The sequence below is a fragment of the Pseudomonas sp. UBA6562 genome, assembly GCF_002434265.1.
Lineage (GTDB): Bacteria > Pseudomonadota > Gammaproteobacteria > Pseudomonadales > Pseudomonadaceae > Aquipseudomonas.
Window position 1 is genome coordinate 140259 of the sequence record NZ_DJJS01000001.1, and the last position, 12485, is coordinate 152743.

At 64.9% G+C, this 12485-nt stretch carries 15 protein-coding genes; 12 read left to right on the plus strand and 3 right to left on the minus strand.

All coding sequences use genetic code 11. The annotated features are described in order from the left end of the window. Positions 1-8 precede the first annotated feature (8 nt). The 10 genes from B4M43_RS00720 to B4M43_RS00765 all read left to right on the plus strand — a co-directional run bounded on the left by B4M43_RS00720 (position 9) and on the right by B4M43_RS00765 (position 8473). On the plus strand, positions 9-662 hold the full coding sequence (locus tag B4M43_RS00720; RefSeq protein WP_296263169.1) for an MlaC/ttg2D family ABC transporter substrate-binding protein: 654 nt from the start codon (positions 9-11) through the stop codon (positions 660-662). Further along, positions 659-964, plus strand: a complete 306-nt coding sequence (locus B4M43_RS00725) for an STAS domain-containing protein (RefSeq protein ID WP_296263171.1) — start codon at positions 659-661, stop codon at positions 962-964. Before B4M43_RS00720 ends, B4M43_RS00725 begins: the two co-directional genes overlap by 4 nt. Before the next feature lie 114 nt (positions 965-1078). Next, positions 1079-1318 (plus strand): BolA family protein, encoded by a 240-nt coding sequence (locus B4M43_RS00730; RefSeq protein ID WP_296263173.1) that lies wholly within the window; start codon positions 1079-1081, stop codon positions 1316-1318. A 23-nt stretch (positions 1319-1341) separates the two neighbouring features. Next, on the plus strand, positions 1342-2607 hold the full coding sequence (gene murA, locus B4M43_RS00735; protein WP_296263175.1) for a UDP-N-acetylglucosamine 1-carboxyvinyltransferase: 1266 nt from the start codon (positions 1342-1344) through the stop codon (positions 2605-2607). A gap of 92 nt (positions 2608-2699) precedes the next feature. Then, entirely contained in the window at positions 2700-3335 is a 636-nt protein-coding gene (gene hisG / locus B4M43_RS00740) for an ATP phosphoribosyltransferase (protein ID WP_296263176.1), read from the plus strand. Between the two features lie 123 nt (positions 3336-3458). Further along, positions 3459-4784, plus strand: coding sequence for a histidinol dehydrogenase (gene hisD, locus B4M43_RS00745; protein WP_296263178.1), 1326 nt, complete (start codon positions 3459-3461; stop codon positions 4782-4784). A gap of 2 nt (positions 4785-4786) precedes the next feature. Continuing rightward, positions 4787-5833, plus strand: a complete 1047-nt coding sequence (hisC, locus tag B4M43_RS00750; protein ID WP_296263180.1) for a histidinol-phosphate transaminase — start codon at positions 4787-4789, stop codon at positions 5831-5833. A gap of 135 nt (positions 5834-5968) precedes the next feature. Continuing rightward, on the plus strand, positions 5969-6616 hold the full coding sequence (locus B4M43_RS00755; RefSeq protein WP_296263181.1) for a FadR/GntR family transcriptional regulator: 648 nt from the start codon (positions 5969-5971) through the stop codon (positions 6614-6616). 12 nt (positions 6617-6628) lie between these two features. Then, positions 6629-7909, plus strand: coding sequence for a CynX/NimT family MFS transporter (locus B4M43_RS00760; protein ID WP_296263183.1), 1281 nt, complete (start codon positions 6629-6631; stop codon positions 7907-7909). An 81-nt stretch (positions 7910-7990) separates the two neighbouring features. Continuing rightward, the gene (locus tag B4M43_RS00765) at positions 7991-8473 is read left to right on the plus strand and encodes a nuclear transport factor 2 family protein (RefSeq protein WP_296263185.1); all 483 of its coding nucleotides are present in this window, start codon (positions 7991-7993) and stop codon (positions 8471-8473) included. Here the strand turns inward: B4M43_RS00765 and B4M43_RS00770 are convergent. Next, entirely contained in the window at positions 8460-9332 is an 873-nt protein-coding gene (locus B4M43_RS00770; protein WP_296263187.1) for a hypothetical protein, read from the minus strand. The two genes, B4M43_RS00765 and B4M43_RS00770, sit on opposite strands and share 14 nt — an antisense overlap. Before the next feature lie 55 nt (positions 9333-9387). Here B4M43_RS00770 and B4M43_RS00775 point away from each other — a divergent pair, with 55 nt between their 5' ends. Further along, a complete protein-coding gene (locus tag B4M43_RS00775) occupies positions 9388-9693 on the plus strand; it encodes a GIY-YIG nuclease family protein (RefSeq protein WP_414707799.1) in 306 nt (101 codons plus the stop codon). Here B4M43_RS00775 and yejK read toward each other — a convergent pair. Then, on the minus strand, positions 9674-10681 hold the full coding sequence (gene yejK, locus B4M43_RS00780) for a nucleoid-associated protein YejK (RefSeq protein ID WP_296263189.1): 1008 nt from the start codon (positions 10679-10681) through the stop codon (positions 9674-9676). The genes B4M43_RS00775 and yejK overlap by 20 nt on opposite strands. Before the next feature lie 391 nt (positions 10682-11072). Between yejK and B4M43_RS00785 the strand changes: the two genes are divergently transcribed. Then, positions 11073-11354, plus strand: a complete 282-nt coding sequence (locus B4M43_RS00785) for an HU family DNA-binding protein (RefSeq protein ID WP_296263191.1) — start codon at positions 11073-11075, stop codon at positions 11352-11354. 46 nt (positions 11355-11400) lie between these two features. Here the strand turns inward: B4M43_RS00785 and rlmF are convergent, their stop codons facing one another. Next, the gene (gene rlmF, locus B4M43_RS00790) at positions 11401-12366 is read right to left on the minus strand and encodes a 23S rRNA (adenine(1618)-N(6))-methyltransferase RlmF (protein WP_296263193.1); all 966 of its coding nucleotides are present in this window, start codon (positions 12364-12366) and stop codon (positions 11401-11403) included. Between the last annotated feature and the right edge of the window lie 119 nt (positions 12367-12485).

Sequence of the window (12485 nt, forward strand, 5' to 3'; positions counted from 1 at the left end):
GAGTTTCCATGATTTCGATGCTGCGACGTGGCCTGCTGGTCATCCTGGCCTGCCTGCCGATGCTGGCGACGGCCGCTCCCGGGCAGTCGGCCCACGAAGTGATCAAGAGCACCACCGACGCGCTGCTCTCGGACCTGCAAGCCAACAAGGCACGCTACAAGTCCGATCCGCAGGCGTTCTACAACGCCCTCAACGGCATTCTGGGGCCGGTGGTGGATGCCGACGGCATCTCCAAGAGCATCATGACCGTCAAGTATTCGCGCAAGGCCAGCCCTGCGCAGATGCAGCGCTTCCAGGAAAACTTCAAGCGCAGCCTGATGCAGTTTTATGGCAACGCTTTGCTCGAATACAACAACCAGGGCATCACCGTCGATCCTGCGCGTAGCGAAGATGGCGACCGCGCCAGCGTCGGCATGAAGGTGTCGGGCAACAACGGCGCGGTATTCCCGGTGCAGTACACCCTGGTAAAGCTCGGTGGCGAATGGAAAGTGCGTAACGTCATCGTCAACGGCATCAACATCGGCAAGCTGTTCCGGGATCAGTTCGCCGACGCCATGCAGCGCAACGGCAACGACCTGGACAAGACCATCGACGGTTGGGCGGGCGAAGTGGCCAAGGCCAAGCAGACCGCCGACGGCTCGCCGGACAAGGCCGTCAAATGACTGCGGCCGCTGTCAGCATGGACAAGCCGGGCGTGCTGCGCTTGAGTGGCGTGCTCGACTACACCACCGGCGCGGCCTTGCGCAGCCAGGGCAAGGCCCTGATCGCCGCCAGCCGCGAATCGCGCATGGTGCTCGATTGCTCGGCCGTCACCCGTTCCAGCAGCGTGGGCCTGGCCCTGCTGCTGAGCTTCATACGTGACGCCGAGGCCGCCGGCAAATTCTGGGAGCTGCGCGGGCTGCCTCAGGAGATGCGTGGAATCGCCGAGGTCTACGACCTGGGCGAGGTGCTCAGCGGCGATTGATGGCGAGTGCTCAGCGGCCCCTCGGTCAGCGTGTCCCTCGTTGGGCTTCGCAGGCGAGGGGCTTTTTTGTATGATGGCCGACCCCCGCGCACTGGGCGCCGATTGAGGTTGAGCATGCAGGCCGTAGACGTTAAGAGCTTCCTTGAACAGAAATTGCCCGGAACCCTGGTGGAAGTCGAAGGCCAGGGCTGCAACTTTCAACTGAACGTGATCAGCGACGAGCTGGCCGGCCAGAGCCCGGTCAAGCGTCAGCAAGCGATTTACGCTCACCTGAACCCCTGGATCGCCGACGGCAGCATCCACGCGGTCACCATGAAATTTTTCAGCAGCGCAGCCTGGGCTGAGCGCACCTGAGCCAACTTGGCGGCGAGACACCAATGGACAAACTGATTATCACTGGCGGCACTCGCATCGATGGCGAGATCCGCATCTCCGGGGCGAAGAACGCTGCCCTGCCGATTCTGGCCGCGACCCTGCTGGCCGATGGGCCGGTCACGGTCGGCAACCTGCCGCACCTGCACGACATCACCACCATGATCGAGCTGTTCGGGCGCATGGGCATCGAGCCTGTGATCGACGAAAAGCTGGCCGTGCAAATCGATCCGCGCACCATCAAGACCCTGGTTGCGCCGTACGAACTGGTCAAGACCATGCGCGCCTCGATCCTGGTGCTCGGCCCCATGGTCGCGCGTTTCGGCGAGGCCGAAGTAGCGCTGCCGGGCGGCTGCGCCATCGGTTCGCGTCCGGTCGACCTGCACATCCGCGGCCTCGAAGCGATGGGCGCGACCATCGAGGTCGAAGGCGGCTACATCAAGGCCAGGGCGCCGGAAGGCGGGCTGCGCGGTGCGCACTTCTTCTTCGACACCGTGAGTGTCACCGGCACCGAGAACATCATGATGGCCGCCGCCCTGGCGCGCGGCCGCAGCGTGCTGCAGAACTCGGCGCGCGAGCCGGAAGTGGTCGATCTGGCCAACTTCCTCAACGCCATGGGCGCCAACGTCCAGGGCGCCGGCACCGACACCATCACCATCGATGGCGTCGAGCGTCTGCACTCGGCTACCTACCGCGTCATGCCCGACCGTATCGAGACCGGCACCTACCTGGTCGCCGCTGCCGTGACCGGCGGTCGCGTCAAGCTCAAGGACACCGATCCGACCATCCTCGAAGCGGTGCTGGAAAAGCTCAAGGAAGCGGGCGCCGAAATCGAAACCGGTGCCGACTGGATCAGCCTCGACATGCACGGCAAGCGGCCCAAGGCCGTCAACCTGCGGACCGCGCCATACCCGGCGTTCCCGACCGACATGCAGGCGCAGTTCATCTCGCTCAACGCCATCGCCGAAGGCACGGGCGCAGTGATCGAGACGATCTTCGAGAACCGTTTCATGCACGTCTACGAAATGCACCGCATGGGTGCGCAGATCCAGGTCGAAGGCAACACCGCCATCGTCACCGGCACGCCACAGCTCAAGGGTGCGCCGGTCATGGCCACCGACCTGCGCGCCTCGGCCAGCCTGGTGCTGTCGGCTCTGGTCGCCGAGGGCGATACGTTGATCGACCGCATCTACCACATCGACCGTGGTTACGAGTGCATCGAAGAAAAACTGCAGATGCTGGGCGCGAAGATCCGTCGCGTGCCGGGCTAGTCTGTCTCGGCGCAGGGATGCGCCAGCCGAATCGAAGACGGCCGGGCCTGTGGGCCTGGCCGGCAGCAGCCGCTTAAGGAACGACGTTTCCCATGTTGACCATCGCGCTATCCAAAGGCCGTATCCTCGACGACACCCTGCCATTGCTGGCGGAAGCCGGCATCGTGCCAACCGAGAATCCGGACAAGAGCCGCAAGCTGATCATTCCCACCACCCAGGACGACGTGCGTCTGCTCATCGTGCGCGCCACCGACGTGCCGACCTACGTCGAGCATGGCGCGGCCGATCTGGGCGTGGCCGGCAAGGACGTGCTGATGGAATACGGCGGGCAGGGTTTGTACGAGCCGCTCGACCTGCAGATCGCCCAGTGCAAGCTGATGACCGCAGGCGCCGTGGGCGCCGCCGAACCCAAAGGGCGCCTGCGCGTGGCCACCAAGTTCGTCAACGTCGCCAAGCGCTACTACGCCGAACAGGGCCGCCAGGTCGACATCATCAAGCTGTACGGCTCCATGGAGCTGGCGCCCTTGATCAACCTCGCCGACAAGATCATCGACGTGGTCGACACCGGCAACACGCTGCGCGCCAACGGCCTGGAGCCACAGGAGCTGATCGCAACCATCAGCTCGCGCCTGGTGGTCAACAAAGCCTCCATGAAGATGCAGCACGGGCGCATCCAGAACCTGATCGACGCCCTGCGTCAGGCGGTCGAGTCGCGACACCGCGGCTGATCGCCGCGCGACTTGCAGGTCGCGCCCGTCCCTGCGCGTCAACGCCCTTTCCGTCAGGCGCCCGCGTGGAGGGACGGTAGCGTTGGGCGCCTGACCATCCGTCACTCACTCGAGGTCCACGTCATGACCGTGTCTACTGCAATTGCCCGTCTCAACGCTGCCGATGCCGACTTCGCTCGCCATCTGGACCATCTGCTGAGCTGGGAAAGTGTTTCCGATGACGCGGTCAACCAGCGCGTTCTGGAGATCATCAAAGGCGTACGCGAGCGCGGCGACGCGGCGCTGGTGGAATACACCCAGCGCTTCGACGGCGTGCAGGCGCAACACATGGCCGATCTGATCCTCGATCGCGCGCGCCTGGAACTGGCGCTGACGCGCATCTCCCCGGCCCAGCGCACGGCCCTGGAAAAGGCTGCCGAGCGCGTGCGCCTCTACCACGAGCGGCAGAAGCAGGACTCCTGGCAATACACCGAGGCCGACGGCACGGTGCTGGGGCAGAAGGTCACACCGCTGGACCGTGCCGGGCTGTACGTGCCCGGCGGCAAGGCGTCCTACCCGTCTTCGGTGCTGATGAACGCCATTCCGGCCAAGGTGGCGGGCGTGGGCGAGGTGGTGATGGTGGTGCCGACCCCGCGCGGCGAGGTCAACGAGCTGGTGCTGGCTGCGGCCTGCATCGCCGGTGTCGACCGCGTGTTCACCATCGGCGGTGCCCAGGCCGTCGCGGCCTTGGCCTACGGCACCGAGAGCGTGCCGCAGGTGGACAAGGTGGTCGGCCCCGGCAACATCTACGTCGCCACCGCCAAACGTCACGTGTTCGGCCAGGTCGGCATCGACATGATCGCCGGGCCTTCGGAAATCCTGGTGCTGTGCGATGGCCAGACCGACCCGGACTGGATCGCCATGGACCTGTTCTCCCAGGCCGAACACGACGAAGACGCCCAAGCCATTCTGGTCAGCCCCGATGCCGAATTCCTTGATCGGGTGGCCGCCAGCATCGACAAGCTGCTGCCTACCATGGAACGCGCCGAGATCATCGAAAAGTCCATCAACGGCCGCGGCGCGTTGATCCAGGTGCGCGACATGCAGCAGGCCATCGACGTGGCCAACCGCATCGCCCCGGAACACTTGGAGTTGTCGGTGGCCGACCCGCAGGCCTGGCTGCCGCAGATCCGCCACGCCGGCGCGATCTTCATGGGCCGCCACACCAGCGAGGCCTTGGGCGACTATTGCGCAGGCCCCAACCACGTGCTGCCCACTTCGGGCACCGCGCGCTTCTCCTCGCCGCTGGGGGTGTACGACTTCCAGAAGCGCTCTTCGATCATCTTCTGCTCCGAGCAGGGCGCCTCCGAGCTCGGCCGGACCGCGTCGGTCCTGGCCCGTGGCGAATCGCTGACCGCCCACGCGCGCAGCGCCGAATACCGCATCCTCGACCAAGACAAGGGGAACTGAACATGAGTCGATTCTGGAGCCCCTTCGTCAAGGATCTGGTGCCCTACGTGCCGGGCGAGCAGCCCAAGCTGAACCGCCTGGTCAAGCTCAACACCAACGAAAACCCCTACGGTCCGTCGCCCAAGGCCCTGGCCGCCATGGCCGCCGAGCTGAACGACGACCTGCGCCTGTACCCCGACCCGAACAGCGACCGCCTCAAGCAAGCGGTGGCCGACCACTACGGTGTCGAGACGGCCCAGGTGTTCGTCGGCAACGGCTCGGACGAGGTGCTGGCGCACATCTTCCACGGCCTGTTGCAGCACGACGCGCCGCTGCTGTTCCCCGACATCAGCTACAGCTTCTACCCGGTGTACTGCGGGCTGTACGGCATTGCCTACGAGCAGGTGCCGTTGGACGAGCAGTTCCAGATCCGCATCGCCGACTATGCCAAGCCCAATGGCGGCATCATCTTCCCCAACCCGAACGCGCCCACCGGTTGCCTGCTGCCGCTGGACGCGGTGGAAGCGCTGCTCACCGCGCACCCTGATTCGCTGGTGGTGGTGGACGAGGCCTACATCGATTTCGGCGGTGACAGCGCCATCGCCCTGGTGTCGCGCTTCGACAACCTGCTGGTGACCCAGACCCTGTCCAAGTCCCGCTCGTTGGCCGGGTTGCGGGTAGGCTTGGCAGTGGGGCACCCGGATTTGATCGAAGCCTTGGAGCGGATCAAGAACAGCTTCAACTCCTACCCGCTGGACCGCGCCGCCATCGCCGGTGCCAGCGCCGCCTTCGACGACCGCGAATACTTCGATGCCACCCGGCAGAAGGTGATCGACAGCCGCGAACACCTGGCGGCGCAGCTTGAGGCCAAAGGCTTCGAAGTCCTGCCCTCGGCGGCCAACTTCATCTTCGTGCGCCATCCGCAGCAGGATGCCGCCGAGTTGGCTGCGCGTCTGCGCGAACACGGCGTGATCGTGCGGCATTTCAAGCAAGCGCGGATCGCCCAGTTCCTGCGCATCACCGTCGGCACCCCAGAGATGAACCAGGCACTGCTCGACGCCTTGGTCTGATGCTCCACGACCGGCCGGCCACAAGGTCAGCCGGTCGGCCTCACTGATTCGACCCCTGTCAACAACCCTTGCCCGTCAGAACAACACAGCCTATGCTGCCGCCTACCTAAATTCATCCTATGACTGGTTGACCCTATGTCTGTTATCGTCAAACGTTCGTTGGTCTTGCAGGCCGTCGAGCAACTGCGCGCGCGTATCGCCGCCGGCGACTGGGCCGTGGGCGAGCGCCTGCCCACCGAGCCGGAACTGGCCCAGGAGTTGGGCATCAGCCGCAACACCGTGCGCGAGGCCATGCGCGTGCTGGCCTTCAGCGGCCTGATCGAGATCCGTCAAGGCGACGGCAGCTACCTGCGCACCGTGCAGGACCCTCTGCAGGCGGTCCTGGCTTTGTCGCGCTGCTCCGTGGATCACGCCCGTGAAGCGCGGCACATCCTCGAAGCCGAGGCCATCGGTCTGGCCGCGCAGCGCTGCACCGAGGCCGATCTGCAGGGGCTTCGACAAGCCTTGACCCACAGCGGCGCGCATTTCCATGGCGACTTGCAGGCCTACCTGGAGGCCGACATGGTCTTCCACCAACGCTTGGTGGATGCCGCGCACAACCCGGCGTTGAGCGAGCTGTACCGCTACTTCTCCGGCCTGGTGCGCGCTGCGGTCGAGCACAACATGAGCCACACCGCGCGCTGTCAGCACACCTTCGATCTGCACGAACAGATTCTCGAAGCGCTCACCCAGCGCGACCCCGAACGGGCCAAGCGCCTGAGCCGCGACCTGATCGAATCCTGAGCGAGTACATCCATGAGCACTGCAACGACCGCTGCAAACGCTCGCCACCCCGGCGAGCTCGACGACTTGCTGATCGACGCCGAAGTCGACGATGTCCAGGTGCAACAGGCTGCACCGCCCACACAGCGCGCTTGGCTGCTGTTGCTGGGCCTGGTGCTGGTGGCACTGAACCTGCGCCCGGCGCTGTCGAGCCTGTCGCCGCTGTTGGGTCAGGTGAGCGAGCGCCTGGGCCTGAGCGCGTCCTCTGCCGGGTTGCTGACCACCTTGCCGGTACTCTGCCTGGGCCTGTTCGCGCCGTTGGCGCCGCGCCTGGCCCGGCGCTTTGGCGCCGAGCGGGTGATTCTCGGCATCCTGCTGACCTTGGCCATCGGCATCCTGCTGCGCAGCACGCTGGGCGTGACCGGCCTGTTCGTCGGCAGCCTGCTGGCCGGCGCCAGCATCGGCATCATCGGCGTGCTGCTGCCTGGCATCGTCAAGCGCGACTTTCCCAAGCAGGCCGGGACCCTGATGGGTGTCTACACCATGGCCCTGTGCCTAGGCGCGGCCCTGGCGGCGGGTGCGAGCGTGCCGATCAGTCATCACTTCGCAGACAGCTGGGCCATCGGCCTGGGCGTATGGCTGGTACCGGCGCTGGTTGCCATGCTGGTCTGGTCGCCCCAAGCGCGCCAGGGGCACGGCCTGCACAAGGTCGCCTACCGCGTGCGCGGGCTGTGGCGCGACCCGTTGGCCTGGCAGGTCACCTTGTACATGGGCTTGCAGTCGTCGCTGGCCTACATCGTGTTTGGCTGGTTGCCGTCGATCCTCATCGGGCGCGGCCTGAGCCCGACCCAGGCGGGCCTGGTGCTGTCCGGTTCGGTCATCGTGCAACTGGTCAGCTCGCTCAGTGCGCCCTGGTTGGCGACCCGCGGCAAGGACCAGCGCCTGGCCATCGTGCTGGTGATGCTGATGACCCTGGGCGGGCTGTTCGGTTGCCTGTATGCGCCGTTGTCCGGGCTGTGGGGCTGGGCTGTGCTGCTCGGCCTGGGGCAGGGCGGTACTTTCGCCCTGGCCCTGACGTTGATCGTGCTGCGCTCCAAGGACGCCCACGTGGCGTCGAACCTGTCGAGCATGTCCCAGGGCGTGGGCTACACCCTGGCGTCGATGGGGCCGTTCGCCGTGGGCCTGGTGCACGATCTCACCGACGGCTGGGCCGCCGTGGGCTGGATCTTCGCGGGCCTGGGCCTGGGCGCGATCGGTTTCGGCCTCAAGGCCGGGCGGGCGTTGCACGTGCAGGCGGTCAGCGAGCGCGTTTAGCGCTGCCGACCTTCACAGGGCATGGCGTCGGCGTGCGCGAGGGATTATCGTGCGTTTCCCGAGCCCCGTCAGGACCTTGCCATGACCGACACCCACCGCGCCCTGATCGAGCGCTTCTACCAGGCTTTCCAACGCCGCGACGCCGAGGCCATGATCGCCTGCTACAGCGATGACGTCGTGTTCGACGATCCGGTGTTCGGCCGCTTGCAGGGCCAGGACGCCGGCGACATGTGGCGCATGCTGGTGGGCCGCGCCGAACAGTTGCAGGTGAGCGTCGATCAGGTCGCTGCCGATGCCGACCAGGGCCAGGCCCATTGGCTGGCGCGCTATCGATTCGGGCCGAAGCAGCGCTTGGTGGTCAACGATTGCCAGGCCCGCTTCGGCTTTCGCGACGGTTTGATCTGCCGACATCGAGACAGCTTCGATTTCTGGCGCTGGTCGCGCCAAGCCCTGGGCGTACCCGGTCGGCTGCTGGGATGGTCGCCCATGTTGCGCAGCAAGGTGCGCGCGCAGGCCTTGCGAGGCCTGCGCGCATTTCAGGCGAAGGTGATCAGTGAGCCGTGATGGCCTGATCCGCGTCTTGATAACTGAACTGGGTGCGCTGCGCCGCTGAGCGGGCCAATTCGATCCTGACCACAGGAACGATCTGGCCATAGGTCGCGTGCCAATCCCGCTGATCGGCTTGGGCCTGTTCCAGTGCGTCCGGCATGCCAGCGATGTAGAAGAAGGATTGGATCGGTAGCCGGTTCGACTCTTCTTCTTTCCAGGCGTTGAGAATCAGCTCGTTCCAGGCGAACGGCAATTCACTGCCATACATCTGTTGGACGCGCAGGCTTTGATGGAAGGCCTCGTCGCGACCGGGGACGCGGGCAAAACGCGTGTCGAACGCACATTGCTGCTTATAGTCGCCGGTCTGACGGAAGCGGGCGATCCAGTCTTCGGCGGTGTGCACGCCTTGTTCGTGACAGGCCTGCTCGCGGTTGGCGGTCTGATCGTTGTCGCCGCAGCCATGGCCGTTGCGGGTCCAGCTGTCGCCGTCGGTGGGCCAGGCGCAGAGCACGCTGTAGGGCAGCGTGTTTTCAGGGCGTTGCGCTTGTGGGTATAAGGTGAAGCCGCTGCGCGCATCGGCCGCCAGCGCCGTCACGGGCAAATCGGCACGCAGGTAGGAGAACGACAAGCCGCCCTTGAGCTTGGTGTTGGGGCTGTGGTGCCAGGTGTGGTAGCTGGGCGACGGCTTGGTGGCACGGATCAGCACGCCGGAACAGACATGGGCCGGAACGGCATTGCCGTCGCAGCGTGCCGGCGTGGCGTCGAAGTTGTTCTGCATGCGTTCGGCCACTTGCGCACCGGATGCGGCGTGCACGCCGACGGCAAGGGTGGACAGGCTGGCGCAGGCGATCCATCGGGATACTGTACGGAACATGGTGAAGCCCTCTTGTGGTGGGCTCACCAAACTAATGATGGGAAGAACGAACGTCGTGAGTGAACAATTGCCTGTACCGGCAAGCAAACCCTGGTACGTCTACCTGGTGCGTGCGGCCAACGGCTCGCTGTACTGCGGCATCAGCGACGACCCCGAGCGGCGTTTCCTGCGCCACCAGAAAGGGCAGGGCGCTCGCTACTTCAAGACCAGCCCGGCGCAGGCGCTGGTGTATGTCGAGCGCTGGCCCGACAAGTCCGAAGCCCTGCGCCAGGAACGCCTGGTGAAGAAGCTGCGCAAGTCGGCCAAGGAAACCCTGGTCGCCAGCTACCAGGGCGTGGCGCTCAATCCTTGCGACGCTTGAGCTGATCGATCAGCTGGGTCGGCAGGCCCTTGATCACCAGGGTGCCGGCTTCTTCGTCGTATTCCACCTTCGAGCCCAGCAGATGCGCTTCGAAGCTGATCGACAGGCCTTCGGCACGGCCAGTGAAACGGCGGAACTGGTTGAGTGTGCGTTTATCGGCGGGAATTTCCGGCGACAGGCCGTAATCCTTGTTGCGGATGTGCTCGAAGAAGGCCCGCGGGCGGTCTTCGTCGATCAGGCTCGACAGCTCGTCGAGGGTGACCGGCTCGCCCTGTTTGGTCTGGCTGGTGGCATACTCGACCAGGGTCTGGGTCTTCTCCCGCGCCACTTCCTCGGCCATGTCCTCGCTTTCCACGAAATCGCTGAAGGCCTTGAGCAGGGTGCGGGTTTCGCCGGGGCCGTCGACGCCTTCCTGGCAGCCGATGAAGTCACGGAAATAGTCGGAGACCTTCTTGCCGTTCTTGCCCTTGATGAACGAGATGTACTGCTTGGAGTTGGGGTTGTTGCGCCACTCCGACAGGTTGATCCGTGCGGCCAGGTGCAATTGGCTCAGATCCAGGTGGCGCGAGGGGGTGACGTCGAGCTCGGCGTTCACCGCCACGCCTTCGCTGTGGTGCAGCAGGGCGATGGCCAGGTAGTCGGTCATGCCTTGCTGGTAGTGGGCGAACAGCACGTGGCCGCCGGTGGACAGGTTGGACTCTTCCATCAGCTTTTGCAGGTGCTCGACCGCCGTGCGGGTAAAGGCGGTGAAGTCCTGCTCGTCGTCCAGGTAGCCCTTGAGCCAGCCGCTGAACGGGTAGGCGCCGGATTCGCCATGGAACAATCCCCAGGCCTTGCCTTGCTTGGCGTTGTAACTGTCGTTGAGGTCGCTCAACAGGTGTTCGATGGCCTCCGAGGCGCTGAGCTCGGCCTCTCGGGCATGGAGCACGGCGGGCGTGCCATCGGGCTTCTTGTCGATCAGGTGAACGATGCAGTGTCGGATTGGCATGAACGTCTCGATGTGAAGGGGCGGGTCTGTACCCGCGCGAGAAAGGGAGTGAGTTTAACCCAGGGACGCCGTGTCGCAGTGGCCGCAGGCTGGCAGAAATGGCCTCTGTTCATTTTTTAAGCAAAACGCCTGTTTTTTCACGCAAACCCCTGAAAAACCTCAGCAAAGCCTATGTCTCCAGGGGAATTTGACGACAACCTGTGTTAGTTTTGCGCGTTCTTGCGCCCCATAGGCTGGCGCATTGCTGGCAGCCAGCGCGCGGCGTGTCGAACCAATCGCTTTTTCGTGTATCTACATACCCGATTGGCGCTGCCTTCGAGGCTGTCTGCAGCGGCTGGATACGTACCTGCCACGCTGCTCAACCATTGATTTTTTAGTTAAGGAATTCACCATGGCTTTGACCAAAGACCAACTGATTGCCGACATCGCCGAAGCGATCGATGCGCCGAAAACCACCGCCAAGCACGCACTGGAGCAACTGGGCCAGATCGTTGCCGACCAGCTGGAAAACGGCGCCGAGATCACCCTGCCAGGCATCGGCAAGCTGAAAGTCTCCGAGCGTCCTGCTCGTACCGGTCGTAACCCTTCGACTGGCAAGGCCATCGAAATCGCGGCCAAGAAAGTCGTCAAGTTCGTACCTGCCAAAGGTCTGACCGACGCCGTCAACAAGTAATTGTCGACGCGATGAGAGCCGCGCCCGGCTGCCGGGCGCGGCTTTTTCATGCCTGGGATTTGGCCGGGCCGGGTTTCGCTTGCCCGATCCATGCCTGCCGCGCCGCTGTGTCATGGAAGCTCCACGCCACCATGCGGCTGCGTTTTTGCCCCTGGCCCATCTCCACCACCTGCCGAGCGGCCACGCCCGCCTTGTTCAGCGCCGCTTCGATGGCCGGCAGGTTGCTGGCCTTGGACACCAGGGTGGTGAACCACAGCACCTGGGCCGCGCAGGCCTTGCTCTCGTCGATCAGCTGGGTCACGAAGCGGATCTCGCCGCCCGCGCACCACAGCTCGTTGTTCTGCCCGCCGAAGTTGAGCACCGGCAGGGCACGTTTGGGGTCCTGCTTGCCCAGGCTTTTCCACTTGCGCGCACTGCCGCGCGTGGCCTCTTCGCGCGAGCTGTGGAAAGGCGGGTTGCATAGCGTCAGCTCGAAGCGTTCGTCGGCCTGCAAAAGCCCGCCGAGGATGGTCTTGGTATTGCTCTGCTGACGCAGGGTAATGGCTTTGCCCAGCCCATTGGCCTGGACGATGGCCTTGGCCGAAGCCAGTGCCACCGGGTCGATGTCCGAGCCGACGAAGCGCCAGCGGTAGTCGCTGTGGCCCAGCAACGGGTAAATGCAGTTGGCGCCGACGCCGATGTCCAGCGCGCGTACCTGGGCACCGCACGGTATCTCGCCACCTGCATCGCTGGCCAGCAGATCGGCGGCCACGTGCACGTAATCGGCGCGGCCGGGGATCGGCGGGCACAGGTACTGCGCGGGGATGTCCCAGTGCTGGATGCCGTACTGGGCCTTGAGCAGCGCACGGTTGAACACCCGTACCGCCTCGGGGTTGGCGAAGTCGATGCTGGGCTTGCCGTACGGGTTGGTCAGGGTGAAGCGCGCCAGGTCCGGGTGGGCCTTGATCAGCGCCGGAAAGTCGTAACGGCCCTGGTGGCGGTTGCGCGGGTGCAGCGTGGGTCTGTCGGTCATGGTCGATCCTGTGAAACGGCGCGGGGCAAGCCGACTGCCGCACCCGGGAGGGCAACGACAGCGGGCTTGCCCCGCGTGTGCGATAGGGCGCTGCCAGGGCAGCACCTAGCGCGTCGGTG

Bases quoted from the DNA above. Each gene is read 5' to 3' on its own strand.
- B4M43_RS00720 (WP_296263169.1), top strand. From the start codon at position 9: ATGATTTCGATGCTGCGACGTGGCCTGCTGGTCATCCTGGCCTGCCTG.
- B4M43_RS00725 (WP_296263171.1), top strand. From the start codon at position 659: ATGACTGCGGCCGCTGTCAGCATGGACAAGCCGGGCGTGCTGCGCTTG.
- B4M43_RS00730 (WP_296263173.1), top strand. From the start codon at position 1,079: ATGCAGGCCGTAGACGTTAAGAGCTTCCTTGAACAGAAATTGCCCGGA.
- murA (WP_296263175.1), top strand. From the start codon at position 1,342: ATGGACAAACTGATTATCACTGGCGGCACTCGCATCGATGGCGAGATC.
- hisG (WP_296263176.1), top strand. From the start codon at position 2,700: ATGTTGACCATCGCGCTATCCAAAGGCCGTATCCTCGACGACACCCTG.
- hisD (WP_296263178.1), top strand. From the start codon at position 3,459: ATGACCGTGTCTACTGCAATTGCCCGTCTCAACGCTGCCGATGCCGAC.
- hisC (WP_296263180.1), top strand. From the start codon at position 4,787: ATGAGTCGATTCTGGAGCCCCTTCGTCAAGGATCTGGTGCCCTACGTG.
- B4M43_RS00755 (WP_296263181.1), top strand. From the start codon at position 5,969: ATGTCTGTTATCGTCAAACGTTCGTTGGTCTTGCAGGCCGTCGAGCAA.
- B4M43_RS00760 (WP_296263183.1), top strand. From the start codon at position 6,629: ATGAGCACTGCAACGACCGCTGCAAACGCTCGCCACCCCGGCGAGCTC.
- B4M43_RS00765 (WP_296263185.1), top strand. From the start codon at position 7,991: ATGACCGACACCCACCGCGCCCTGATCGAGCGCTTCTACCAGGCTTTC.
- B4M43_RS00770 (WP_296263187.1), bottom strand. From the start codon at position 9,332: ATGTTCCGTACAGTATCCCGATGGATCGCCTGCGCCAGCCTGTCCACC.
- yejK (WP_296263189.1), bottom strand. From the start codon at position 10,681: ATGCCAATCCGACACTGCATCGTTCACCTGATCGACAAGAAGCCCGAT.
- B4M43_RS00785 (WP_296263191.1), top strand. From the start codon at position 11,073: ATGGCTTTGACCAAAGACCAACTGATTGCCGACATCGCCGAAGCGATC.
- rlmF (WP_296263193.1), bottom strand. From the start codon at position 12,366: ATGACCGACAGACCCACGCTGCACCCGCGCAACCGCCACCAGGGCCGT.